The following is a 25,489-nucleotide window of genomic DNA, read 5'->3' on the forward strand; positions in this document are numbered from 1 at the left end:
ACCCATGATCACGAACATCTCCATCGTCAGCGTCTTCGTCAAGGACGTCGACGAGTCGAAGCGCTTCTACGTCGACGTCCTCGGGTTCGAGGAGAAGGACGACATCACCCTCGGCGACGGCTACCGCTGGTGCACCGTCGTCCACCCCAACCAGCCCGAGCTCCAGGTCAGCCTCGCGATCCCCGGGCCGCCGTTCCCGGACGAGCTCGTCACCGCGATGCGCCGGGCCCTCGACGCCGGCGGCCTCAACGGTCTCGGGCTCTCCGTCGACGACTGCGAGAAGACGTATGCCGAGCTGACCGCGAAGGGCGTCGAGTTCCTCCAGCCCCCCTCGGCCAGGCCCTACGGCACCGAGGCCGTGTGCCGCGACAACTCGGGTAACTGGGTGGTCCTGGTGCAGGAGGCCGACCGGAAGGTCGTGGCAGCGGACTTCGCCTGAGAGGCCCCGTCAGGCGGTGCCGGTCAGAGGTCGATGACGACCGGGCGGCTCGACCACGCGCAGAGCCGGTCATAGCCCAGCGAGAGGTAGAGGCTGCGGGCCACCTCGTTGTGCGAGTACATCCCGAGGGTGCAGACCCCGGCCTCGGCGACCGCGCGCCGCGTGACGGCGCCGACGATCGTGCGGCCGAGCCCCTGTCCGCGCAGCCGGGTGTCGACGGCGACCGACGACAGGTGCGGCGCGCCGCCGCGGGTGGTGCCCCAGGCGGCGACGGCGGACAGCGAGCCGTCTGGGTCCTCGACGGCGAACCAGCGCTCGCCCTGTCCCGGCTCGGTGTCGGCCGTGGGGGAGTGCGCCTCGAGGAACGCCCGCACCTCGGTGGCGCGGGCGACGTCGTCGAGGGCGAGCACCCTTTCGTGCGAAGGGTGCCGGGCTGGGGCCGTGGTGGTGTGGAACCACTCCCAGTCGCCGCCGTCCAGCACGCGGTAGCGCTCCCGCAGCCGGGGCTCCAGGTGCTGGGGCACGCTGACCGAGAACGCCCGGCGCCCGGGGGAGACGATCGCCGCGATCTCCGGCAGGTGGTCGAGCAGCTCCGTGACCCCGTCGTCGCCACCGAGGACGTTGACGGTGCGGCGCACCGCCTTGCGGGTGCGCTGGAACGCGACGGCGTCGGACGAGCTCCACCACGTCGCGGCGAGGTCGTCGGTCACCTCACACCGGACGAAGGGGTGCCGGCCGGTGGCCGCCAGCAGGTCGTCGAGTCCGTGCCCGGTGACGACCTGCGTCACTCGGTGATCCCGAACCGGTCGTGGAGGCGCCGCAGCGGCGCCGGCGCCCACCAGTTCCAGCGACCGAGCACGGTCATCGTCGCCGGGACCAGCAGCATGCGGACCAGCGTCGCGTCGATGGCGACGGCGGCCACGAGCGCCAGGCCCATCTCCTTGATGATGAGGATGTCGCCGGCGACGAAACCCGCGAAGACGATGATGATGAGCAGAGCCGCCGAGGTGATGATGCGACCCGTGCGCTGGAGACCGAGGGAGACCGCGCGGTCGCTCTCGGCGCCGTGCCGGTGGAACTCGACGATCCGCGAGAGCAGGAAGACCTCGTAGTCCATCGACAGGCCGAAACCGAAGGCCAGCACGAGGAAGGGGACCAGTGACTCGACGGCCCCGACCGACGTGAACCCCAGCAGCCCCTGGAGATGGCCGTCCTGGAAGATCCACACGACGACGCCGAGGGCGGCCCCGAGAGAGATGACGTTGAGCAGCAGGGCCTTGACCGGCAGGATGACCGAGCCGGTCATCAGGAAGAGCAGGACGAACGTGCCGAGCACGACGAGGGCCACGGCATACGGCGCCCGGGCCGACATGGAGTCGAGGAAGTCGATCTGGCCCGCCGCCTGCCCGGTGGTCAGGGTCTCGAAGGGCGCGTTCGTGGCGCGGATCGCCGTCACGAGGTCCTGGGCCTCGTCCGAGGTCGGTCCTCCGGCGACGCGGATGTTGACCCGCTGGTGGTCGGCGCCGAGGGGCTGGACGTCGATTCCCTCGACTCCCGGGCGGTTTCGGAACTGCTGGGCCCACGCGGTGACGGGGGCAGTGTCCGCCGAGCCGGCGACGACGGTCACCTCGGGGGCGGAGAGCGCGGGGTAGTCCCGCGCGAGCTGCTCGAAGAAGACGCGCTGCGGCGCGTCCTTCGGGAGCAGCTCGGTGCCCGAGGACGTCAGCTTCATCGACAGGGTCGGCAGGGCCAGCGTCACGAGCACGGCCACGACCGCGAGGATGACGGATACCGGCCGGCGCTGCACCCCGGCGGCAAGGCTGGAGAACAGACCGACGTCAGCGGTTTGCTCGACCGCCTTGCGGGACAAGCGTTTTGCGCCGATGACGCAGAGGGCCGGCACGAGGGTGATGGCGACGACCATCGCGACGAGGACGACGCTGACGCCGGCCACGCCGATGGCACGCATGATGGAGGCCTGGAAGACGAGCAGGCCACCCAGGGCGATCGCGACCGTGAGCCCGGAGAAGAGTACGGTGCGGCCCGCCGTGGCCACGGTCCGCTCGGCGGCGTGGGCGATCTCCTCGCGGGTGGGCACCCGGTGCTGCCGGTGGCCGAGCTCCTCGCGGAACCGGCTCACCGTGAGCAAGCCGTAGTCGATCGAGAGCCCCAGGCCGAGCAGGGTCACGATGTTGACGACGGTCGCGTCGAGCTCGACCGCGTGCGAGAAACCGAAGAGCGACAGCAGGGCTCCGCCGATGGCCACGACCGCCCCGACGATCGGCATACCCGCCGCGACGAAGCCGCCGAAGACGAAGAACATCACGAGAAAGGTGAGCGGCAGGGCGATGCCCTCACCGCGCAGCAGGTCCCGTTCGACGGTGCTCGTGATCGCCTTGACCACCTTGCTCGAGCTGCCGACCGAGCCCTGGGCGCCCATGGCCGAGGGGACCGCGAGCATCCGCTGCTCGGCCTGCGACTCGGCGTCGGTCTGGGCGGCCTTGGAGAGACCGGGCTCGAAGTCGACGACCGTGACGAACCCTCCCGCGGCCGGGCTCCCACCCTTGAGGAGCGGCGCGACCGACGGGCCCGAGAGACCACGCGGCGACAGCAGTGGTGACCGCACGTTCTTGACTCCCGGCACGCGGGCGATCTCGCGTGTCGCCGCCGCGGCCTTGTCCACCGCCGCCGTATCCGTGAGGTCGGCACCGGTCACCTGCATCGTCAGCGTCTCGAGGGCGGGCTGACTCTGGGCGATGACGTCCTGGGCGCGCGAGGACTCCGACTCGACGGTCGGGGCGCCGGAGTGCAGTCGCTCGAAGAGGGACTCGCCGGTGACCCCGCCGACCGCGACGGCGAAGCAGGCGATCGCGACGATGGCCCAGGCCGCCACCCAGCGGCGCGGGTGGCGCGCGATGAGACCGCCGAGCCGGGCCAGACGGGTACGCGGCGCCGGGCCCGCGGGTGAGGGGTTATGCACGCGGATAGCCTTCCACAGTGATGTCGAACAGTACGGAGGACCTCTTCGGTGCTGCCTCCGCAGCCGACCGCGGTGAACAGCCGGCCTCGGCCGGAGTCGCCCCGCTCGCCGTTCGCATGCGCCCGCGTTCCCTCGACGAGGTGCGTGGGCAGGCGAAGGTGCTGCGACCCGGGAGCCCGTTGCGGCGCCTCATCGAGGGATCGGGCGGCGCGGCCGGCCCCCTGTCCGCCATCCTCTGGGGACCGCCCGGCACCGGCAAGACGACGCTCGCCCACCTCGTCGCGACAGCGGCGGAACGCCGTTTCGTCGAGCTGTCCGCCGTCACGGCCGGGGTCAAGGACGTCCGCTCGGTGATGGACTCGGCCGTCCGTGAGCGCGACCTCTACTCGCGCCAGACCGTGCTCTTCCTCGACGAGATCCACCGGTTCACCAAGGCCCAGCAGGACGCCCTGCTCCCGGGCGTCGAGAACCGGACCGTCATCCTCGTCGCGGCCACGACCGAGAACCCGTCCTTCAGCATCATCTCCCCGCTGCTCTCGCGCTCGGTGCTCGTCACACTGGAGTCCTTGTCCGACAACGAGATCGGCGAGCTGCTGGCCGCCGCCCTCACGGACGAACGGGGCTTCGACGGCGAGCACACCCTGGCCGCCGACGCCACCGAGCACCTCGTCCGCATCGCCGGTGGTGACGCCCGGCGCGCCCTGACCTCGCTCGAGGCCGCCGCGGGTGTCGCGCTCGACGCCCAGCCCGCGGGACGTCTCTCCGACGACCCCGTCGCGATCACGCTGGCCCACGTCGAGCAGGCCGTGGCCCAGGCCGCCGTCCGCTACGACCGCGCCGGCGACCAGCACTACGACGTCGCGAGTGCGCTCATCAAGTCGATGCGCGGCAGCGACGTCGACGCCGCCCTGCACTACCTCGCCAGGATGCTCGAGGCGGGGGAGGACCCTCGCTTCATCGCGCGCCGCATCGTCATCTCCGCGAGCGAGGACGTCGGGATGGGCGACCCCACGGCGCTGCAGACGGCGGTGGCCGCGATGCACGCCGTCGCCCAGATCGGCATGCCGGAGGCGCGGATCATCCTTGCGCAGGCGGTCGTGCACAACGCCATGGCACCCAAGTCCAACGCGGCATACCTGGGGATCAACGAGGCGATCGCCGACGTCCGCGCAGGTCGCGGCGGCGTCGTCCCGGCCCACCTGCGGGGGAGCGGTTACGCCGGGGCCGAGCGCCTCGGCCACGGCAAGGGCTACGTCTACGCCCACGACGAGCCCGACGGGGTCGCCGCGCAGCAGTACCTGCCGGACGACCTGCACGACGCCGTCAGCTACTACCGGCCGACGAACCGCGGCTTCGAGGAACGTCTCCGAGCACGCTGGGAGTGGCTCGCCGGACGGCTGGGACGCACGCCCCGGCCTTGACGGGGCAAGGCGCTCGCGGCCGGAGGGCCGGGGATTGTTGCGGGCTTGTCAAGCATGGACGGACGTTGTGCGGCGTCGCGAGCGGTCGGTAACGATTTGTCATCCATGCACGTCTCGATGCTTGGACAGCGCGGATCCGTGTGGCAGGCTCACGTCGTCCCGGCAGGGCTGCACCCGGATCATCTGGTGCGGCCCCCGAGGATGTCCCGGTGACGCAACCCCGGGTCGGATGTGATCCCACAAGGATGGAGACAACGCGTTGAACGCTATGCCGGAGCCCTCAGCCGCAGTGCTGACCGAGGAATCCGAGGGGGAGCCTTCGACGCCAGTTCGTAAGCACGTGGATGTGCGCACCGGACGCTCGCCCGGTCAGGTGGCCTGGGCCCGGCTCAAGAAGGACAAGGTCGCCATCATCTGCTTCGCGATCATCCTCTTCTTCATCCTGGTGGCGATCTTCGCGCCGTTCCTCTACTCCCTCCAGGCGGTCGACCCGATCACGGGCGCCAAGGCCGACCCGTACACGACGCACACCGAGCTCGTCGACCTCAACGGGCTGCCGACGGTGGGCATGAGCGCGTCGCACTGGCTCGGGGTCGAGCCGCGCCTGGGACGCGACCTCTTCGCGCGCTGGGCCATCGGCGCCCGTCCCTCGCTCATCATCGGCTTCATGGCTGCGGCCGCCTCGACGATCATCGGCGTGACCCTCGGTCTCGTCGCCGGTTACCTCGGTGGCGTCGCAGACAAGATCGTCTCGTGGGTCATCGACTTCTTCCTGTCGCTGCCCATCCTGCTGCTCGTGCTCGCCATCGTCCCGATCATGGAGAAGAGCCTGGCGGTTGGCGGCGACCTCACTGCCGACGAGACGTCACGCATCCGGTTCATCGTGCTCATCGTCATCCTCTTCGTCTTCGGCTGGATGGGCCTGGCGCGCCTAGTGCGCGGTGAGGTCAAGAGCCTGCGCGAGCGGGAGTTCGTCCAGGCCGCACGCGCCATCGGCGTCCCGACCCGCTCGATCCTCTTCCGGGAGATCCTGCCCAACCTCGTCGGCCCGATCATCGTCTCCGCCTCGATCGCGGTTCCCGCCTACATCACCTACGAGGCCACGCTGAGCTACCTCGGCGCCGGTCTGGTCGAGCCGACGGCCTCCTGGGGCCGCACCATCGCCGACGCGCAGAACCTCTTCTCGACGTATCCGCTGTGGCTCTGGCCCTCGGTCATCGGCCTGTCGCTGCTCGTGCTGGCCCTCAGCCTGCTCGGCGACTCGATCCGCGACGCGTTCGACCCCACCAGCCGCCGCTGACCCCACCGGGTCGCGGTCACCAGATGTTCCCGGCAAAACGTCGGGACAAGCACAAGGGAGCAAACAACATATGCGCTGGACCAAAGTCCTGACCGTGGGAGCCGCGGCTTCCCTCGGCTTCGTCGCGGCCTGTGGTGCACCGGCCGCCAACAACGGCACGTCCGGTGGCGCCAACGGCAACGGCGGCAAGGTCGACACGGCCGGTGCGGCCCTCGACCCGAACGCCAAGGGCCCCGCCCCGGAGATCCCCGGTGCGAAGAAGGGTGGCATCCTCACGGTGCCCTACACCTCGACGCCGGCCAACATGGACCCGAGCGACCAGTTCTACCAGGACACGGCCGTCATCTTCTCGCTGACGCACCGGGCCCTGACGACGTACGTCTCGCGCGACGGCAAGCAGGTGCTCGTCCCGGACCTCGCGACCGACCTCGGCAAGGCCTCCTCGGACGGCCTGACGTGGACCTTCACGCTCAAGGACGGGATCAAGTACGAGGACGGCACCCCGGTCAAGGCCGCGGACATCGTCTTCGCCGCCAAGCGCTCGTTCGACCCCGACCTCGCCGCGAACGGCCCGACGTACCAGCGTGAGTTCTTCAAGGGTGGCGCCGACTACCAGGGCCCCTACAAGGGTGACAAGAACTGGAAGGGTGTCGAGGCCCCCGACGACAAGACCGTCGTCTTCCACCTCGAGAAGCGCTTCGAGACGCTGCCCTACTTCGTCTCCTTCAACCAGTTCACGCCGATCCCCGAGGCGAAGGACAAGAAGGCCGACTACCAGCTGCACCCGCTCGCCACCGGCCCGTACATGTTCGACAAGTACACCCCCGGCACCGAGCTCGTCCTCAAGCGCAACCCCAACTGGGACCCGGCCACGGACCCGGCGCGCCACAACTACCCGGACGGCTTCCACTTCAAGTGGGGCGTCGACACCATCAAGACGCAGACGGCCATCCTCGCCTCCAACGGCGACGACGCCACGAGCCTCAACTGGGACCCGATCGACTCCTCGCTCATCCCGCAGATCGAGGGCGAGAAGAAGGCCCAGTTCGAGGAGGGCCCGTCCTCGTGCGTGCTCATGGTCAACCTCGACGCGACCAAGATCCCGCTGCCGATCCGCAAGGCGATCGCCGTGGCGTGGCCGTTCGACTCCATCCACAAGGCCGGCGGTGAGACGACGCACTCGTTCTCGCCCGCCAGCACGATCATCCCGCCGCAGATCCCCGGCCACCTCGACTACACGGCCGAGGCCGCTCCCGGCGTCAAGATGAACGGCCAGGGCGACGGCAACCCGGAGATGGCCAAGAAGATGCTGGCCGACGCCGGCTACGGCGCGAGCAAGCCCTTCGAGCTCACCTACTACTACACGAACGACGACGACACCGCGCAGAAGGTGAACCAGGTCCGCAAGCAGGCGCTCGAGAAGGCCGGCTTCAAGGTCACGGACCTCGGTGTGCCGAACAAGGAGCGCCGCAAGCTCATCGGCAAGCCCAACGGCAAGTACAACATGCTCCAGTCGCCGCGTGGGTGGTGCTTCGACTGGCCGTCCGCCGACTCCATCATCCCGCCCACCTTCGGCACCATCGCGCTGTCGCAGGGCGGCACGACCTTCGGCAACTTCTCCGACGCCAAGATCGACGCCGAGATCAAGCGCATCCAGCAGCTCTCGATCACCGATCAGGGGCCGGAGTGGGGCAAGATGGACAAGTGGCTCACGGAGACCTACCTCCTGGCCATCCCCGACAACAACGACAAGGGCAACTCGGTCTTCGGCACGAAGGTCCACAACGTCCACAACAACCCGAACAAGGGCATGCCCGACCTCAACGACGTCTGGCTCGACCAGTAACTCGGCAGTGACAGCCCTCCTCCCGGAGGGCAGGATCTGATCGACAGCCGTGGTGGGTGGCCCGGGACTCCCGGGCCGCCCACCACCGGCGCCCACCCCGTTTGGAAGGCAAACCGTGCTCACCTACATCCTCAGGCGGTTGGCTCTCGCCCTGAGCGTCATCCTGGCCACCCTCGTCTCGACGTTCCTGATCTTCTTCGCAGGCCCGTCCGACCCGGCGCTGGCCATGTGCCCCGAAAGCCACTGCAACGCGGACCGGCTCGCGGCCATCACGGCGAGCCTCGGGCTCGACAAGCCGCTGACGCAGCAGTTCTTCGACTACTTCAAGGGCCTGTTCGTCGGGCGCGAGTTCGTCTATGCGGGCGACACGGTCCAGTGCAACGCGCCCTGCCTGGGGTTCTCCTTCGTGACTCGTCGTTCCGTCAACGACGAGCTCTTCTCACGCTTCCCGAACACCGTGGTCCTCGCGCTGATGGCCGCGGTCGTCTTTGTCATCATCGGGGTGACGGTCGGGATCTTCGCCGCCGTGCGGCGTGGCTCCTCGACGGACCGCTCCGTCGTCGGCGCCTCGCAGGTGCTCGGCGCCATCCCGTACTACGTCCTCGCGCTTCTCGTCGCGCTCTACCCGGTCATCCTGTGGAACATCCTGCCGCAGTACTCGGCGATGTCGGCGGGGGTGGGCCCCTACTTCATGGGGATGCTCGCGCCGGCCCTGATCCTCGGCTTCGTGACGTCCGCCTCGTACGTGCGCTACACGCGCAACTCGATGATCGAGACGCTGTCGATGGACTACATCCGTACCGCCCGGTCCAAGGGCATCAGTGAGCGCACCGTCCTGTTCAAGCACGGCTTCCGCGCCGCGATGAGCCCGATCGCGACGATCCTGGGCCTCGACATCGCCGCGCTGCTGACCGGCACGCTCATCACCGAGCAGATCTTCGGCGTCGACGGGATCGGCCGCCGTGGTCTCGCCGCGCTCCGGGCCGACGACCTCCCGGTCATCATGGGGACGGTTCTCATCGGCGCCGTGGTCGTGGTCATCATGAACCTCGTCGTCGACATCGCATACTCCTTCATCGACCCGCGAGTGAGGCTTTCGTGACCGTCACCGCCAGCACCGTCTCCACCCAGGGCGCCGAGGCTCGCAACCCGGACGACGTCGTCCTCGAGGTCAGCGACCTGTCGGTGGCCTTCCCGACGGAGGAGGGCGTCGTCCGGGCCGTCTCCAACCTGAGCTACCAGGCCCGCCTCGGGCGCACCCTGGCCATCGTCGGTGAGTCCGGCTCCGGCAAGTCCGTGAGCAGCATGGCTGTGCTCGGGCTGCACAACCCGAAGCGGACGCAGATCACCGGCAGCATCAAGCTCGACGGCCTGGAGCTCGTCGGCGCGCCCGCCTCCACCTTCCAGAAGATCCGCAGCACCAAGGCGGCCATGGTCTTCCAGGACCCGCAGAGCTCGCTGCACCCGTTCCACAAGGTCGGCAACCAGATCGCGGAGGCCTACCGCGCCCACCACCAGGTGAGCAAGCAGGTCGCGCTCAAGCGGGCCGTCGAGATGCTCGACCTCGTCGGCATCCCCAACCCGAAGCGCCGGGCCAGCCAGTACCCGCACGAGTTCTCGGGCGGCATGCGCCAGCGCGCCATGATCGCCCTCGGCCTGGTCAACAACCCCAAGCTGCTCATCGCCGACGAGCCGACGACCGCGCTCGACGTCACCGTGCAGGCGCAGATCCTCGACCTCGTCAACGACCTCCAGAAGGAGTTCGGGTCCGCGGTCATCCTCATCACGCACGACCTCGCGGTCGTGGCCGAGACCGCCGATGACATCCTCGTGATGTATGCCGGTCGCGGGGTCGAGAAGGGCGACGCCAAGAGCGTGCTCGCCCAGCCGTCGATGCCCTACACCTACGGCCTGCTCCAGTCGATGCCCTCGCACAGCGAGGACCTCGCCGAGCTCAAGGCCATCAAGGGCACGCCGCCCAGCCTGCTCAACCTGCCCTCGGGCTGCTCGTTCAACCCCCGGTGCGAGTTCAAGACGCAGGTCGAGGGCGACCGTTGCTTCACCGAGCTGCCCGAGTGGCGGCCGACCCCGGGGCTGGTCAACCGCGAGCTCCGTTGCCACCTGACCGATCCCGTGGCCACGCTGCAGAACGACGAGGGAGTCCGATGAGCGACCAGACGCTGCTCAAGGTCACCGACCTCCAGCGCCACTTCCCCTTCCGCGAGGTCCAGGGCCTCAGGATGGTCCGGGCGACGGTCAAGGCCGTCGACGGCATCAGCTTCAGCATCAAGCAGGGCCAGACGCTCGGCCTCGTCGGGGAGTCGGGGTGCGGCAAGTCGACGACGTCCCGGCTGGTGACGCGTCTCGACGAGCCCACCGGTGGCACCATCGAGTTCGAGGGTCGCGACATCTCGCACCTGAAGGAGCACGAGCTGCGCGGCATCCGTCGTGACGTGCAGATGATCTTCCAGGACCCGTACTCCTCCCTCAACCCGCGCCACACGGTGGGCTCGATCCTGAGCACGCCGCTGCGCGTGCACGGCCTGCACAAGGGCAAGGAGAAGGCCCGGGTGCAGGAGCTGCTCGAGCTCGTGGGCCTCAACCCGGAGCACATCAACCGCTACCCGTCGGAGTTCTCGGGTGGGCAGCGCCAGCGCATCGGCATCGCCCGGGCGCTCGCCGTGGAGCCGAAGCTCATCGTGGCGGACGAGCCGGTCTCGGCCCTCGATGTCTCCATCCAGGCGCAGGTGATGAACCTCCTCGCCAAGCTGCGCAACGAGCTCGACCTCGCCTTCGTCTTCGTCGCCCACGACCTCGGCGTCGTGCGCCACTTCTGCGACCAGGTCGCGGTCATGTACCTCGGCAAGATCGTCGAGTACGGCGACAAGAAGAAGATCTACGAGGCCCCTGAGCACCCGTACACGCAGGCCCTGCTCTCGGCGGCGCCCGACATCAACGTCGCTCGCGGCATCGCCCCCAAGGAGCGCATCCGCCTCGTCGGCGACGTGCCGAGCCCGATCGACCCGCCGAGCGGTTGCCGCTTCCGCACCCGGTGCTGGAAGGCGCAGGACATCTGCGCCACCCAGGAACCGGCGCTCGTCTCCGCCACCGCCGACGTGGCGACCCGGACCTTCCGCGAGGGCGGCGTGCACCTGCAGGCCTGCCACTTCCCGGAGGTCAAGACCGACCTCGTCGCCGAGGTCCCGGCCTGACAGCGACAGCACGTCGCCGACGGTCGTCGTAGCCAGACGACGTATGCCGTAGGGCCGGCTCCCGCACGGGAGCCGGCCCTACGGCATACGCGGGTGAGCGGTCTGGCGTTGGGACGAGGTTCACGCGGTCCGTTAGGGTTGAAGAACCTCGGCGCGAGCGTGCGCCGACGACCGAAGGACGATGAACGTGGCCCAGAAGGGACCCAGGCCGACCTGTGTCGGCCTGCAGCCGGCGAGGCGAGCTCCCCGGGGGTCAGCCGCGCCCACTGACGCGCTGGGCTGACCCCGCCCCGCCTGCCCGTCCGCCCGCGCACAGCCGCACCTGGGACGGGCTCCCGCAGACCACACCCGTCGACCCCAAGGACACATCATGGAAACCGCTGAGATCAGGCGTCGCTGGCTCTCCTACTTCGGCAGCCGCGGCCACACCGTCGTGCCGAGCGCGCCGCTCGTGCACGAGGACCCGAACCTGCTGTTCGTCAACGCCGGCATGGTCCCGTTCAAGCCGTACTTCCTCGGTCAGGAGACCCCGCAGTTCTCGCGCGCCACGAGCGTGCAGAAGTGCGTGCGGACCCTCGACATCGAGGAGGTCGGCAAGACGACCCGCCACGGCACGTTCTTCCAGATGAACGGCAACTTCAGCTTCGGCGACTACTTCAAGGAAGGCGCCATCCAGCTCGCCTGGGAGCTCATCACGCGCAGCCAGTCCGAGGGCGGACTCGGCTTCGACGAGAAGGACCTCTACGCGTCCGTCTACCACGAGGACGACGAGGCGATCGCGATCTGGAAGAAGGTCGCGGGCCTGTCCGACGACCGCATCGTCCGGCTCGGGCGCAAGGACAACTACTGGAACATGGGCGTCGCCGGTCCCGGCGGTCCCTGTTCCGAGATCCTGCTCGACCGTGGGCGCGAGTTCGGCGCCGACGGCGACTGGGAGGCGGGCGACCGCTACCTCGAGTTCTGGAACCTCGTCTTCATGCAGTACGAGCTCGAGAACGTCCGCTCCAAGGAGGACTTCGACATCGTCGGGGACCTCCCCAAGCGCAACATCGACACCGGCATGGGACTCGAGCGCGTCGCGTTCCTGCTCCAGGGCGTCGACAACATCTACGAGACCGACGAGGTCTTCCCCGTCATCGCGGCCGCGGAGGACCTGAGTGGTCGCCGCTACGGTTCCGACCACGAGGACGACGTCCGCTTCCGCGTGGTCGCCGACCACGTGCGCTCCTCGCTCATGCTCATCGGCGACGGCGTGACGCCGGGCAACGAGGGCCGTGGCTACGTGCTGCGCCGCCTCCTGCGCCGCGCGGTGCGCTCGATGCGCCTGCTCGGCGTCGACGCGCCGACCCTCGACCACCTGCTGCCGGTCAGCATGGAGCGGATGAAGGCGTCCTACCCCGAGCTCGAGACCGACTTCAGCCGGATCAGCCAGGTCGCGTATGCCGAGGAGGAGGCGTTCCGGCGCACGCTCAGCTCGGGCACCACCATCCTCGACACCGCGGTCGCGCGGGCCAAGTCGTCCGGCGCGACGACGCTCGGCGGGGCCGAGGCGTTCGCGCTGCACGACACCTACGGCTTCCCGATCGACCTGACCCTCGAGATGGCGGCGGAGCAGGGCCTGCAGGTCGACGAGTCCGGGTTCCGCCGGCTCATGGGCGAGCAGCGCGACCGCGCCAAGGCCGACGCCAGGGCGAAGAGGTCGGCGCACGGTGACACGAGCGTCTACCGGCAGCTGTCCGACACCCTGGGTCGCGATGTCGAGTTCACCGGCTACGACCAGATCGAGACCGACACCCGCATCCGCGGACTGATCCGGGACGGCGTCGTCGTCGACCACGTGGGGCCCGGCGACGAGATCGAGATCGTCCTCGACCGCACGCCGCTCTACGCGGAGTCCGGCGGCCAGCAGGCCGACCACGGGCGCATCCGCCTCGCGAACGGGGCACTGATCGAGGTCACCGACGTCCAGCGGCCCATCACCGGCCTCGTCGTGCACCGCGCCACGGTGCTCGAGGGCGAGGCGGGCGTCGGTGACGACGCCGAGGCCGAGGTCGACGTCGCGCGCCGCCGGTCCATCTCGCGCGCCCACACGGCGACCCACATGGTTCACCAGGCCCTGCGCGACGAGCTCGGCGACACCGCGACCCAGGCGGGTTCGGAGAACTCGCCCGGCCGGCTCCGCTTCGACTTCAAGTCGCTGCAGGCCGTTCCGGCCGCGGCGATGGGCGAGATCGAGGGCCGGATCAACGCCGTGCTCCTCGACGACCTGCCGGTGACCGCCGACATCATGAACATCGACGCTGCCAAGAAGCTCGGCGCCATGGCGCTCTTCGGCGAGAAGTACGGCGAGCGCGTGCGCGTCGTCTCCATCGGCGAGTGGTCGCGGGAGCTGTGCGTCGGCACCCACACGCCCCGCGTCGGGCAGATCGGCGTCGTCAAGCTGCTCGGTGAGAGCTCGATCGGCTCGGGCGTGCGGCGCGTCGAGGCGCTCGTGGGCGCCGACGCGTACTCCCACCTCGCGCGCGAGGCCACCATCGTCAGCCAGCTGACCGACACCCTCGGGGTGCGCCGCGACGAGCTGCCCGACCGCATCGCGACGATCCTCGGTCGTCTGCGCGATGCGGAGAAGGAGATCGCGGCGGTGCGTCAGAGCCAGGTGCTCGGCGCCGCTGCCGGTCTCGTCCAGTCGGCGCGAGACATCAACGGCGTGACCTTCGTCAGCCACGACGCGGGCGACGGTGTGACGGGCGACGACCTGCGCAAGCTCGTCACCGACGTCCGTGGCCGCCTCGGCAACGACCGGCCGGTCCTCGTCTCGATGGCGTCCGTCGCGGGCGGGCGTCCGGTCGTGATCGTCGCGACGAACGAGCGGGCGAGGGAGGCCGGTCTCAAGGCCGGCGCGTTCGTCAAGGTCGCGGCCCAGGCACTCGGCGGTGGGGGCGGCGGTAAGGACGACCTGGCCCAGGGCGGCGGCACCGACTCGACGCGCGTCTCGTCGGCGCTCGGCACCGTCGAGAACCAGCTGCACAGCCGGGGCGCCTGACCTTGACCGATCCTCGCTCCCGAACCGGGGCACGCGTCGGCGTCGACGTGGGCAACGCCCGCGTCGGCGTCGCGGCGTCGGACGCCTCAGGGGTCTTCGCCCACCCGGTGCGCACCCTGCCCCGTGACCTCGAGGCCGACAGCGACGTCGAGGCGATCGTCGCGCTCGTGGACGAGCTCGCCGCGATCGAGGTCGTCGTGGGGTTGCCGCGCCTGCTGTCCGGCGAGGAGGGTGAGGCTGCGCGTGCCGCACGCGACTACGCCGGTCGTCTCGCGGCGCGACTGGGTACGGTAGGAGTGCGGATGGTCGATGAACGCTTGACCACCGTGGACGCGCACCGCAGACTACGCGACAGCGGCGTCCCGGGCCGAGGGCAACGGGCCGTCGTCGACCAGGCTGCCGCGGTGCTCATCCTGCAGTCGGCTCTCGACACGGAGTCGCTGTCGGGCCGTCCGCCCGGAGAGACCGTCACGCCAGGGGGCAAACGGAAGAAGGAACGTCGTCGATGAAGGACCATCTCGAAGCATCCATCTTCGGCGACCACGAGGACCTCGACCACGAGGACCTCGACCACGGTGTCGACGACGCGGCCTCCCTCGAGACGCACGACCCCGCCGTCGGCACGGCTGCAGCCCCTCCCTCGAGCCGGCGTGACCTCCGTGCGCAGGAGCTCGCGGGCCGCCGCCGCAAGGGCCGTCGTGCCGGACGAGCGGCATCCGCTGGCGTGCCGCGCGGCCGACCCTCAGTCCTGCGCCGTCTCGTGGTGATCGTCCTCGCCCTCGCCGTCATCGGCGGCGGTGTCGGCGTCGCGTACAAGGTCCTGCGCCCCGTCGTCGAGGGGTTCCTCGCGTCCAACGACTACCCGGGCCCCGGCACCGGAGAGGTCCGCGTGACCATCGACGCGGGATCCAACGGCACGGCGATCGCCCAGGCTCTCGCCGACAAGGACGTCGTCAAGTCGAGCAAGGCGTTCGTCGACGCTGCGGGCAGCGATCCCAGGAGCGCGGGCATCCAGCCGGGCATCTACACGATGAAGAAGCAGATGAAGGCGTCCGACGCCCTGGCGCTCCTCGTCGACCCCAAGAACCGCCTGGTCACCCGCGTGGTCATCCCCGAGGGTCTCTGGGCGAGTGAGATCTACGCCAAGCTGTCGGCGGCCTCCGGGATCCCTGTCTCCGAGTACGTCCAGGCGGCCAAGCAGGTCGACCAGCTCGGGCTGCCGCCGTCCGCCAAGGGCAACATCGAGGGTTACCTCTTCCCGGCCAGCTACGAGTTCGGCTCCACGTCGACGGCCCTCGACCAGCTCAAGCAGATGGTCGCCGAGTCGACGAAGCGGCTCGAGGCGCTCGGGATCTCACCCGACCGCATGGAGCGCGTCGTCACGGTCGCGAGCCTCGTCGAGGGGGAGGCCAAGATCGAGGCCGACCGCTCGAAGGTCGCCCGCGTCGTCGAGAACCGACTCGCGGCCAAGATGTCGCTCGGGTTCGACTCGACGGTCAACTACATCTTCAGGAAGCGTGGCGTGCCGACCCAGGCCATGCTCGACAGCAAGAGCCCGTACAACACGCGCCGTTTCCCCGGACTGCCACCCGGCCCCATCTCCAACCCGGGCGAGAGCGCGCTGCGCGCGGCCGCCAAGCCGGTGGCCGGCCCGTGGCTCTACTTCGTGACCGTCAACCTCGACACCGGTGAGACGAAGTTCGCCGCGACCTACGAGGCGCACCAGGCCAACGTCGCGCAGTTCCAGAAGTGGTGCACCGACAACAAGGGCAAGTGCTGAGCGAGGGGCGCGGCGGCGCCCGGCACTGTGCGGTGTGGGGCAGTCCGATCAGGCACTCGCTCTCGCCCGTGCTGCACCGTGCGGCCCATGCGGCCCTCGGCCTGGGTGACTGGTCCTACGACCGGCGTGAGGTCGACGCGGCCGGGTTCGCCGACGCCTTCGCAGGACTCGACGAGACGTGGGTCGGGCTGTCGCTGACGATGCCGCTCAAGGAGGTCGGGCTGCGGGCTGCGGGCACGGTGAGCGACATCGCCGCGGCGACGGGCGCCGCCAACACGCTCGTCCGCGACGTCGACGCCGCAGCCGGCTGGACCGCGCACAACACCGACGTCCACGGCATCACGATGGCCTTTCGGCTGGCCGGTTGCGCCGACCCCGCGAGCGTGCTCGTCGTCGGTTCCGGCGCCACCGCCCGCTCTGCGGTCGCGGCCCTGACCGGACCGCACACCACGATCGTGTTCATGGTCCGCGAGGGGGTCCGTCCCGAGACGCTCGCGCAGGTCGAGGCGGCCGGTGCGGCCGTGCACGTCGTCGGCATGGGGGACTGGTCCGCGGCGGCCGATGTCGATGCGGTCATCAGCACGGTGCCGCCCGCGTCTGTGCCGGGGCTGGAGACCCTTCCCGGCGCAGCGGGTCGCGTGCGTCGACCCGCCGTCCTCGACGTGGTCTACGGGTCGGGCGTGACGCCCCTGCAGCGGGCTGCCCGTGAGTGCGGCTGGAGCGTGGCGGAGGGCACCGACATGCTCCTGCACCAGGCAGCCGAGCAGGTGCGCCTCATGACCGGTCAGCCGGCTCCGCTCGAGGCGATGTCGCAGGCCCTGCGGGCCGCCCTCCAGGCGGGCCAGGCGTCGGGCCACGACACCTCCGACGACCGGTGATCGCGCCGATGACGTGGGCCGGGGCCTCCGGGGCGCCCTGGTGGTTCGTCGGGCTGCTGGCCGTGGCAGGCTGGCTCGTCGGAGAGGTGCTCCGGCGTCGGCTCGCGACGGCTGGCTACCGCCTCGACGACGAGACCGGGCCGCTCCCTCGGGTGTCGTCGCGGATCGTGCCGGTCGCGCTGGCGCTGCTCTGGGCGTTGCTGGCGTGGCGCTTCGGGCCCCTGTCGGAGTGGGCACTGAGCCCTGCCTACCTCGCGTTCGCTTTCGTGGCGCTGGCCCTGACCTGGATCGACGCGGACGTGCACCGCCTGCCCCGAGGATTGACGCGGCCGGCCTACCCGCTGCTCGTCGCACAGCTCGCTCTGGCGTCGCTCGCCTCGGGCGACTGGGCGGCGCTGCGCAGGGCGGCGATCGCCGGCGCCGTGCTGTGGCTCATCTACTTCGTGCTGGCGCTCGTGGCAGCACTGCTGGGCAGCGGCTTCGGCTTCGGCGACGTCACGCTCGCCGGCCTGGTCGGTCTGGCGACGGGCTACGTCAGCGTCTCGACGACGCTCGTCGCGTCCTACGCCGCGTTCATTCTCGCGGGGCTCTACGGGCTCGCGCGCCTCGTCCTGCGCCGCGGCTCGCGCAAGGACGACATCGCCTTCGGTCCGTGGATGCTGCTCGGCCTGCTCATCTCCCTCGTCGTGCAGGTGCGCCCGCTGCTCTGACGGAGACCGCCTGCCGCGACCGAGGCCGGCGGTCCCGCGGAGCGGGCGGGTCGGGGCAGGGTCGGACCGCGTGGGAGGATCGGGGCATGTTGCGTTGGTTGACGGCCGGTGAGTCGCACGGGCCCGCACTCGTCGCCATGATCGAGGGCCTCCCCGCGGGGGTCGAGGTCGGCGCGAAGGACCTGCAGGCCGCCCTGTCCCGCCGGCGCCTGGGCTATGGCCGCGGTGCGCGGATGAAGTTCGAGCAGGACGAGGTTGAGTTCCTCGGCGGTCTGCGTCACGGGCTGACCCTGGGGTCGCCCGTCGCGGTGCGCATCGGCAACAGCGAGTGGCCGAAGTGGACCACCGTGATGAGCCCCGAGGCCGTCAGCGACGAGGCGTATGCCGCATCCGACGACGTCAACGCGGAGAAGGAGGTCGCGCGCAACAAGCCGCTGACCCGTCCGCGACCGGGCCATGCCGACCTCGTCGGCATGCAGAAGTACGGCCACGAGGACGCGCGCCCGGTGCTCGAGCGCGCCTCCGCGCGTGAGACCGCGGCCCGGGTCGCCCTGGGCGAGATCGCGGCCCGCTTCCTGGAGCAGTCCTACGGCATCCGCCTCGTCTCGCACACCGTCTCCATCGGTACCGCCCGCGTGCCCGAGGGCGCCGCCCTCCCGACCCCCGACGACGTCGAGCGCCTCGACGCCGACCCGGTGCGCGCCTTCGACCCCACGGGCTCGGCCGCGATGATGGCCGAGGTCGACGCGGCCCGCAAGGACGGTGACACCCTCGGCGGCGTCGTCGAGGTGCTCGCCTACGGCCTCCCGCCCGGCCTCGGTTCGCACGTGCACTGGGATCGCAAGCTCGACGGCCAGCTGGCCCAGGCCCTGATGAGCATCCAGGCGATCAAGGGTGTCGAGGTTGGCGACGGCTTCGAGACCGCCCGCCGCCGCGGCTCCGAGGCGCACGACGAGATGGAGCTCGTCGACGGCGTCATCACCCGCCGCACCGGGCGCGCCGGTGGGACCGAGGGCGGCATGTCGACCGGTCAGGTGCTCCGCGTCCGGGCCGCGATGAAGCCGATCAGCACGGTGCCTCGCGCACTGTCGACGGTCGACGTCGCGACCGGCGAGGCAGCCACGGCGATCCACCAGCGCTCCGACGTGTGCGCCGTGCCCGCCGCCGGCGTCGTCGCAGAGGCCATGGTCGCGCTCGTCCTCGCCGCCTCGTGCCTGGAGAAGTTCGGCGGCGACTCCGTCGCGGAGACGGCACGCAACCACACGGCATACCTCGACGGCATCCGGAAGGGGCTGCGCACGTGGTGAACGAAACCTCCCGCGGTCCGGTGGCCGTCGTCGTCGGCCCTCCCGGCGCGGGCAAGACCACGGTCGGGCAAGCCCTCGCGACACGTCTCGGGGTGGCGTTCCACGACGTGGACGCCGCGATCGAGGCGGCGCAGGGTCGCTCGATCTCCGACATCTTCGTCGACGACGGCGAGTCCGTCTTCCGCGAGCTCGAGCGGGCCGAGGTGGCCCGCGCGCTCGCAGAGGAGCCTGGCGTCGTCTCGCTCGGCGGGGGAGCGGTCATGGACCCGTCGACCGAGGTCGCCCTCGCGGGTCACGCGGTCGTCTTCCTCGACGTCGCCATCGCCGACGCGAGCAAGCGCATCGGCTTCGACCGCTCTCGTCCGCTGCTGTCGGTCAACCCGCGTGCGTCGTGGGTGCGGATGATGAACGAACGGCGCCCCACCTACGAGCGCGTGGCGACCGTGCGCGTCGACACGGCGGGCCGCACGCCCGACGAGGTCGTCGACGTCGTCGTCGCCGAGCTCGAGGCGGCCCGCGCGTGACCGCAGACAGTCCGACCACCATCTCAGTGGGCGGCGACTACGACGTCGTCATCGGGTCGGGCGTGCTGGAGCGCGTCGGTGACCTGCTCGGCGCCGACGTCGAGCGCGTGCTCGTCGTCCACCCGCCGACGCTGCCAGAGCTCGCGTCGCGCGTGACCGCAGCTCTGAAGGAGCGGGGGTATGCCGTCCACGTCGCCGAGGTGCCCGACGCCGAGGCTGCGAAGACGTCCACTGTGGCGGCCGACCTGTGGTCGCTGCTGGGACAGGCCGGCTTCACCCGGACCGACGCCGTCGTCGGGATCGGCGGTGGCACGGTGACCGATCTTGCCGGCTTCGTCGCCGCGTCATGGCTGCGCGGCGTCCGCGTCGTGCAGGTGCCGACGACCCTGCTCGGCATGGTCGACGCTGCCGTCGGCGGCAAGACCGGCATCAACACCGCCGAGGGCAAGAACCTCGTCGGGGCCTTCCATCCGCCGGCCGGGGTGCTGTGCGACGTCGACGTGCTTCTGACGCTCCCCGAGGCCGACCTCGTGGCCGGGCTCGCCGAGGTGGTCAAGTGCGGCTTCATCGCCGACCCCGTCATCCTCGACCTCGTCGAGGCAGCGGTGACCGCCGGCTCCGCCGTCGCGCGCAGCGCCGCCAACCCGCACCTGCGCGAGCTCATCGAGCGGGCCGTCCGGGTCAAGGCCGAGGTCGTCGCCGCCGACCTGCGGGAGAGCTCGCTGCGCGAGATCCTCAACTACGGCCACACGTTCGGCCACGCCATCGAGCAGGTCGAGCACTACACGTGGCGGCACGGTGAGGCGATCAGCGTCGGGATGGTCTACGTCGCCGAGCTCGCCCGCCTGGCCGGGCATCTCGTCGGCCCCGAGGGCGATGCGCTCGTGGCGCGCCACCGATCGGTCCTCGAGTCGCTCGGGCTGCCGACCACGTATGCCGGGGGACGCTGGGACGACCTGCTGACCGCGATGCGCCGCGACAAGAAGTCCCGCGGCTCGACGCTGCGCTTCGTCGTGCTCGACGGCCTGGCCCGGCCGAACCGCCTGGCCGGCCCCGACGACGCCCTGCTGCAGGCGGCATACGGCCTCGTGTCGCGCCGCGCCAACGCGTCCGCTCACTAGACTCCCCGGCATGACGGCACCCACGGTCTTCGTCCTGTCGGGCCCCAACCTCAATCGCCTCGGCACCCGCGAGCCGGAGGTCTACGGCTCCGACACGCTCGACGACGTCCACGCCGCGGTGCAGCGCGAGGCTCACGACCTCGGTCTCGTCGCGGACTGTCGCCAGACCAACCACGAGGGCGAGCTCATCGACTGGCTGCACGAGGCCGTCGACATGGGCGCCGACGTCGTGCTCAACCCGGGAGCCTTCACGCACTACTCGTATGCCGTCCGCGACGCGTGCGCCATCCTGACGACGAGCGGGCGCAGCCTCGTCGAGGTGCACCTGAGCAACCCGGCGTCACGCGAGGAGTTCCGGCACACGTCGGTCGTGGCAGGGGTCGCCACGGGTACCGTCGCCGGGTTCGGCTTGCAGTCCTACCTGCTCGCGCTGCGCGCCCTGGTCTAGGCGCACGTCCGACAGGTCGGTCACCCGCGGGCGATGACCTGGTGGAGGTGCCAGCGCTTCGGGCCGGAGGAGGTCGGTCCGTCTCGCTCGTCCTCGCTGAGAGTGACGACGTCCAGGGCCGGAGTCCCACCCGTGGTTGTCCACACGCGGGCCGGCAACCGGCGGGGCCATGGACGGGGGACCTACGTCACTGCCCCTCCCCGTGGAGCAGTGACGTAGCGGCTGGGGGTGGTCACCTGGCGGGTGGTGGGGGTGCGGCGGCTACGTCAGTGCTCCGGTGGGTGGAGCAGTGACGTAGCGGCTGGGGGTGGTGACCCAGCGTCTGGTGGGGGTGTGGCGGCTTCGTCAGCGCTCCGGTGGGTGGGGCACTGACGTAGCGGCTCGGCATGTCACCTGGCGCCTGGGGACGAATGGCAGAGCGACGCGGGCCAGGAGCACGTCGCAGTCGCGGATCCTCTCGATGTCGTGGAGCCTGTCTGTCGGTGGACCAGGTCCCGGTTGACCGCCAACGCCTCCATCCGGGGCACGAGGGTGGGGTCGCCGTCGAAGGTTTGAACGCGCCAGCCAGCCTATTGGGTCTGGATCAGAGATATCGTCCCCATGCATGGACATGCTCAAGGGCGAGCGGATCGCCGAGGCCAAGTTGACCGACTGGCGCAAGCTGGCCCAAGGACTGCACGCCCGCTACGTGGTCGACGACTTCGGCACGGGCGCGCGGTTCATCACTGCGGTGGGTGAGGCGGGCGACGCGCTCGGTCACCACCCACGCGTGTCGATCGGCAGTCGGCACGTGGATCTCGAGCTGGTCAGTGACGACGCCATCTACCGCGACGGGGAGGGCACCGAACACGTCGTCGAATGGGTGACCCAGCGGGACGTCGACCTCGCGCGACGGATCAGTGAGATCGCCGCCGACCGCGAGATCGAAGCTGACCCCCACTCGGTCAGCGAGGTCGAGCTCGGCCTCGACACCGCGCGCTCCGCGACCATCGCCCCGGTGTGGGCCGCCCTGCTGACCGGGAGCGCCGAGTCCCAGGGCCGCGGGACACCCAGCGACGAGGTCCGGGACGCGACGGCCCGGGTACCGAACCTGTGGTTCGGTGACGTCGACGAGCAGGAGAACCAGCGTCAGCCGTTCCACATCGAGGTCTACGTGGCGCCCGATGTGGTCGAGCAACGGATCGCCGCCGTCCTCGCCGCGGGTGGGACCGTCGTCGATGACAGCAACTCACCTTCGCTCACCGTGATCGCCGACCAGGACGGCAACAGGGGCGTCCTGTGCGCGGACGTGTCTGCTGCCACGACGGATTGAGACGCACCGGCCCGTGATCTGTCACGATCGAATCCATGGTGAGATCGCGGGGGTCCGCGGAGTACGTGGAGGCGTCGGGGTGGCGCGCGCGCCATCCTCGCCGGTCGTGGCTCCGGACGGCGCGGCTCAACGTCGTCGGGTGGTCGGCGCTTCTCGGGACGTGCCTCGTGGCTTCCGCGGCGGGCGTCGCAGCGATGACGACCCTTGGCCGGCCGGGCTCGTACGGCGCCGCGTGCGCGGTGGTTCCACTGGCCGCGGTGGTCCTCGTCGATCGCAGGCGATGGGGGCGGATGAGGTCGAGTCTTGGCTGGGGTGGATCGGCGGAGGATGTCGCCCGCATCGTCGCTGTGCTGGAGGCCCGCGGGATTCAGACGCGGGTCCTCATCGACGTCGTCACGAATGCGTGGGGCGAGCCTGCGCGTCCCGGGGATGACGGGTCGACGCCCACGACTGCGTCCCTCGAGTACCTCAACCGCGACGGTGCCGCGGTGGCAGAGCTCCTGCGCGCTCGCGGCATCCGGCCCTGACACGTCTTCCGTGCTGCGGGAGGACTGAAAGCCGACCACGCCCGGGCGGCCCCGCCCGTGGCAGTCTGCTGGGGTGAGTGCAGACGCAGAGCTCGTCGTCAGCGCGATGGCGATCAACGTGACCATCCCGGAGACGCTGCGGTGGACGGACACCCGCCGCGGCCAGACCTTCCGGCTCGACACCCTCAACGTGCGGATGCTGCCGAGCGGGCACCTCGCAGCCAAGGCGTACGGCCGCCCGGTCGACGGCGGTCGCGGGGCGTACGTGTCCTTCGCCGTGCCCGACCGCCCGGAGCTGGCGGCCCTCATCGACGCCGCGGCCGACCGGGCAGGGACGATGTGGGCAGCCCACCACGGGCTCCAGTGACGCGTCAGTTCGCGCCGAGGGCCTCAGGCAGAGGCTCGGTGTGCACGATGGTGAGCTCCGACACGGCGCGGGTCAGCACGACATAGAGCCGCCGCAGCCCGGTGCGCTCGTCGGGCTCGGCCGCCGCGATCGCAGCGGGCTCGAGGACGACGGTCCGGTCGAACTCGAGGCCCTTGGCGACGCTCGCCGGAACCACCTCGACCTGGTGGTCCTCGTCGTCACCGTGGTCGCGGTCGAGCCGCCCGTGTCCAACGCCAGCCGCCGCAAGCGCCGCCGACACCGAGTCGACGTCCCGGTCGGGGGCGATGACGCCGACCGAGCCGGGCACCGCAGCGGCGCGTGTGACAGCGGCGACGACCTCGGCCGCGAGCCCATCCGTCTCGGCCGGCCGGATCTCGAGCCGGCCGGGGTTGTCGCGCACCGACACCGGTGCACCCAGCCCGGGCGCCATCAGGGGCAGCAGGCGCGCGGCGTACTCGATGACCACGGCGGGCACACGGAAGCCGCGGTCGAGGACGACGAGGTCGTGGTCGTCCTTGCCGAGGTGACGCATCGCCTCCTCCCACGACCCGGTGGCCCACGGCGTCGTGCCCTGGGCGATGTCGCCGAGCACCGTAACCGACCCGGTCGAGCAGCGCCGTCCGACGGCCCGCAGCTGCATGGGGGAGAGGTCCTGGGCCTCGTCGAGCACGACGTGACCGAGGCTCGGCTCGCGCCGCAGCAGGTCCTCGATCTCGTCGAGGAGGGCCATGTCGGCGCGCGACCAGCGGGCCGCACCCTTGGTGCGAGCGGGCTTGTCCCACAGCAGGATCGACTGCTCCTCGGCAGTGAGGTCGTCGCCGGCGGCCGTCCTCAGGGCGTCGCCGTCGGACCACAGCCGGTGCAGCACCGACTGCGGGTCGAGCGCCGGCCACGCCGACGCGACGTACTTCTTCACGGTTGCGGACCTCGCGACGGCGTCCTGGACGCGGTCGTCCGGGGCGTCACCGGCCCGTTCCATCTCGAGGAGGATGTGGTGCGCGAGCCGCTGGGGGAGCAGGTCGCGCGCGGCTGAGTAGCGCACCCCGCGTGCTGCCAGCTCGTCGATGATCTCCGCCACCTCGTATGCCGGCACGCGCCACTTGCGCACGCCGCGCGGCACCACGAGCGCCTCCGTCGGGCGCTCCAGCCGCGACCAGACGGCACGGCGGAGTACCGTCGCGAGCCGGGCGTCGCCCTTGAGGGTGGCGACGTCGACGGGCTCCTCGGCCCGGACCGCGCCGTGGGCGAGGAGGGACTCGATCGTCGCGTGCCCGACCCGGACCTCGCCGAGCGACGGCAGGACGGCACCGATGTGGTCGAGGAAGGCGCGGTTGGGTCCGACGACGAGGACCCCGGAGCGGTCGAGGCGCTCGCGGAACGAGTAGAGCAGCCAGGCAGCACGGTGCAGTCCAACCGCCGTCTTGCCGGTGCCCGGGGCCCCCTGCACGCAGACGCTGACGGCGACGTCGCTGCGGACGATCTCGTCCTGCTCCGGCTGGATCGTCGAGACGATGTCACGCATCGGGCCGGTGCGTGGACGCTCGATCTCGGCGGCGAGGATGGAGCCCGCCGACCCGTCCGGCTGCGCCGGCCCGCGCAGGTGCTCGTCCTCGAACGCGGTCAGGCGCCCGCGATCGACGCCGAACCGGCGCCGCAGCACGACGTCCATCGGCTCGAGGGGCGACGCCCGGTAGAAGGCGGTCGAGATCGGGGCCCGCCAGTCCACGACGACCGGGTCGCCCGCCTCGTCGGAGACGTGGCGCCGTCCGATGTGGAACTGTTCGGCGGGCCCGCCTGCGGGGTCGACGTCGATGCGGCCGAAGAAGAGCGTCGTGCGCGGGTCGTCCTGGAGCGACGCGATGCGCCGCGTGAGCACCCAGCCGAGCACCTCGCCCGAGATGGCGTCACTCGCCTTCGACGCGTCGAGGGACTCGGCCAGCCGGCGCATCCGGGACAGCTGCTCGCGCGCGTCGTCGAGGTACGCCTGCTCCCGGGCCAGCTCGTCGGCGAGCCCGGGGGCCGGTGCCCCGACGGCGCGGTCGGCGGGGTCGGCGCGCGGGGACGGGGGCATGACGAAGCCGCCTTTCGTGGGCCGGGGGTCCGAGGGGGAGGAGTGAGCCTACACCGGGGATCGCCCCGGCGGCCGTGACGATTCCGCGATCAGGTGGCCTCCCGGCTAGACTCGTGCGGCAACTCCCCAAGTCAGTGAACGTCCGGGGCTCAGGCGTGCCGAGCGGCACCCGAACGGGCCGG

General features: G+C 70.8%; 22 protein-coding genes. 19 read left to right on the forward strand and 3 right to left on the reverse strand.

Annotated features, from left to right (window positions below; all coding sequences use genetic code 11):
• Positions 1–4: 4 nt before the first annotated feature.
• Positions 5–439: a VOC family protein gene (locus tag AC1DIW_RS15355; RefSeq protein WP_478088750.1), complete on the forward strand. Its 435-nt coding sequence runs from the start codon at positions 5–7 to the stop codon at positions 437–439.
• 23 nt (positions 440–462) lie between these two features.
• On the opposite strand, the gene AC1DIW_RS15360 is transcribed toward AC1DIW_RS15355, so the two are convergent.
• Both AC1DIW_RS15360 and AC1DIW_RS15365 read right to left on the reverse strand, forming a co-directional pair.
• Positions 463–1,227, reverse strand: coding sequence for a GNAT family N-acetyltransferase (locus tag AC1DIW_RS15360; protein WP_478109230.1), 765 nt, complete (start codon positions 1,225–1,227; stop codon positions 463–465).
• Entirely contained in the window at positions 1,224–3,419 is a 2,196-nt protein-coding gene (locus AC1DIW_RS15365) for an MMPL family transporter (protein ID WP_478109231.1), read from the reverse strand. The genes AC1DIW_RS15360 and AC1DIW_RS15365 overlap by 4 nt, the downstream gene beginning before the upstream one ends.
• Positions 3,420–3,439: 20 nt before the next feature.
• Between AC1DIW_RS15365 and AC1DIW_RS15370 the strand changes: the two genes are divergently transcribed.
• The 18 genes from AC1DIW_RS15370 to AC1DIW_RS15455 all read left to right on the forward strand — a co-directional run bounded on the left by AC1DIW_RS15370 (position 3,440) and on the right by AC1DIW_RS15455 (position 23,215).
• Positions 3,440–4,840 carry a replication-associated recombination protein A gene (locus tag AC1DIW_RS15370; protein ID WP_478109233.1) on the forward strand — a complete coding sequence of 467 codons (1,401 nt, stop codon included), beginning with the start codon at positions 3,440–3,442 and terminating at the stop codon, positions 4,838–4,840.
• 346 nt (positions 4,841–5,186) lie between these two features.
• Positions 5,187–6,140: an ABC transporter permease gene (locus AC1DIW_RS15375; protein WP_442277961.1), complete on the forward strand. Its 954-nt coding sequence runs from the start codon at positions 5,187–5,189 to the stop codon at positions 6,138–6,140.
• A gap of 94 nt (positions 6,141–6,234) precedes the next feature.
• Positions 6,235–7,986: an ABC transporter substrate-binding protein gene (locus AC1DIW_RS15380; protein WP_442277962.1), complete on the forward strand. Its 1,752-nt coding sequence runs from the start codon at positions 6,235–6,237 to the stop codon at positions 7,984–7,986.
• Between the two features lie 115 nt (positions 7,987–8,101).
• Positions 8,102–9,088: an ABC transporter permease gene (locus tag AC1DIW_RS15385; RefSeq protein ID WP_478109235.1), complete on the forward strand. Its 987-nt coding sequence runs from the start codon at positions 8,102–8,104 to the stop codon at positions 9,086–9,088.
• Positions 9,085–10,155 carry an ABC transporter ATP-binding protein gene (locus tag AC1DIW_RS15390; protein ID WP_478109237.1) on the forward strand — a complete coding sequence of 357 codons (1,071 nt, stop codon included), beginning with the start codon at positions 9,085–9,087 and terminating at the stop codon, positions 10,153–10,155. The genes AC1DIW_RS15385 and AC1DIW_RS15390 overlap by 4 nt, the downstream gene beginning before the upstream one ends.
• Positions 10,152–11,198 (forward strand): ABC transporter ATP-binding protein, encoded by a 1,047-nt coding sequence (locus AC1DIW_RS15395; protein WP_442277965.1) that lies wholly within the window; start codon positions 10,152–10,154, stop codon positions 11,196–11,198. Before AC1DIW_RS15390 ends, AC1DIW_RS15395 begins: the two co-directional genes overlap by 4 nt.
• A 370-nt stretch (positions 11,199–11,568) precedes the next feature.
• Positions 11,569–14,241 carry an alanine--tRNA ligase gene (alaS, locus tag AC1DIW_RS15400; protein ID WP_478109239.1) on the forward strand — a complete coding sequence of 891 codons (2,673 nt, stop codon included), beginning with the start codon at positions 11,569–11,571 and terminating at the stop codon, positions 14,239–14,241.
• Positions 14,242–14,243: 2 nt separating this feature from the next.
• Positions 14,244–14,750, forward strand: coding sequence for a Holliday junction resolvase RuvX (ruvX, locus tag AC1DIW_RS15405; protein WP_442277967.1), 507 nt, complete (start codon positions 14,244–14,246; stop codon positions 14,748–14,750).
• A complete protein-coding gene (mltG, locus tag AC1DIW_RS15410) occupies positions 14,747–16,021 on the forward strand; it encodes an endolytic transglycosylase MltG (protein WP_478109241.1) in 1,275 nt (424 codons plus the stop codon). The genes ruvX and mltG overlap by 4 nt, the downstream gene beginning before the upstream one ends.
• Positions 16,015–16,899: a shikimate dehydrogenase gene (locus AC1DIW_RS15415; protein WP_478109243.1), complete on the forward strand. Its 885-nt coding sequence runs from the start codon at positions 16,015–16,017 to the stop codon at positions 16,897–16,899. The genes mltG and AC1DIW_RS15415 overlap by 7 nt, the downstream gene beginning before the upstream one ends.
• An 8-nt stretch (positions 16,900–16,907) precedes the next feature.
• Positions 16,908–17,609, forward strand: a complete 702-nt coding sequence (locus AC1DIW_RS15420) for a prepilin peptidase (RefSeq protein ID WP_478109245.1) — start codon at positions 16,908–16,910, stop codon at positions 17,607–17,609.
• An 86-nt stretch (positions 17,610–17,695) separates the two neighbouring features.
• On the forward strand, positions 17,696–18,916 hold the full coding sequence (gene aroC / locus AC1DIW_RS15425) for a chorismate synthase (RefSeq protein ID WP_478109246.1): 1,221 nt from the start codon (positions 17,696–17,698) through the stop codon (positions 18,914–18,916).
• On the forward strand, positions 18,910–19,440 hold the full coding sequence (locus AC1DIW_RS15430) for a shikimate kinase (RefSeq protein WP_478109248.1): 531 nt from the start codon (positions 18,910–18,912) through the stop codon (positions 19,438–19,440). Before aroC ends, AC1DIW_RS15430 begins: the two co-directional genes overlap by 7 nt.
• Entirely contained in the window at positions 19,437–20,561 is a 1,125-nt protein-coding gene (aroB, locus tag AC1DIW_RS15435) for a 3-dehydroquinate synthase (RefSeq protein WP_478109250.1), read from the forward strand. Before AC1DIW_RS15430 ends, aroB begins: the two co-directional genes overlap by 4 nt.
• A gap of 10 nt (positions 20,562–20,571) precedes the next feature.
• A complete protein-coding gene (aroQ, locus tag AC1DIW_RS15440; protein WP_478109252.1) occupies positions 20,572–21,009 on the forward strand; it encodes a type II 3-dehydroquinate dehydratase in 438 nt (145 codons plus the stop codon).
• A gap of 604 nt (positions 21,010–21,613) precedes the next feature.
• Complete coding sequence (locus tag AC1DIW_RS15445) at positions 21,614–22,321, forward strand: VOC family protein (RefSeq protein ID WP_478109253.1); 708 nt, start codon at positions 21,614–21,616, stop codon at positions 22,319–22,321.
• Positions 22,322–22,611: 290 nt separating this feature from the next.
• Positions 22,612–22,848, forward strand: a complete 237-nt coding sequence (locus AC1DIW_RS15450) for a hypothetical protein (protein ID WP_478109254.1) — start codon at positions 22,612–22,614, stop codon at positions 22,846–22,848.
• 73 nt (positions 22,849–22,921) lie between these two features.
• The gene (locus tag AC1DIW_RS15455; protein WP_442277977.1) at positions 22,922–23,215 is read left to right on the forward strand and encodes a hypothetical protein; all 294 of its coding nucleotides are present in this window, start codon (positions 22,922–22,924) and stop codon (positions 23,213–23,215) included.
• 4 nt (positions 23,216–23,219) lie between these two features.
• Here AC1DIW_RS15455 and AC1DIW_RS15460 read toward each other — a convergent pair whose 3' ends face one another.
• Positions 23,220–25,307 (reverse strand): HelD family protein, encoded by a 2,088-nt coding sequence (locus AC1DIW_RS15460; protein WP_478109256.1) that lies wholly within the window; start codon positions 25,305–25,307, stop codon positions 23,220–23,222.
• Positions 25,308–25,489: the final 182 nt, after the last annotated feature.

Source organism: Terrabacter sp. 01T434, from assembly GCF_056398545.1.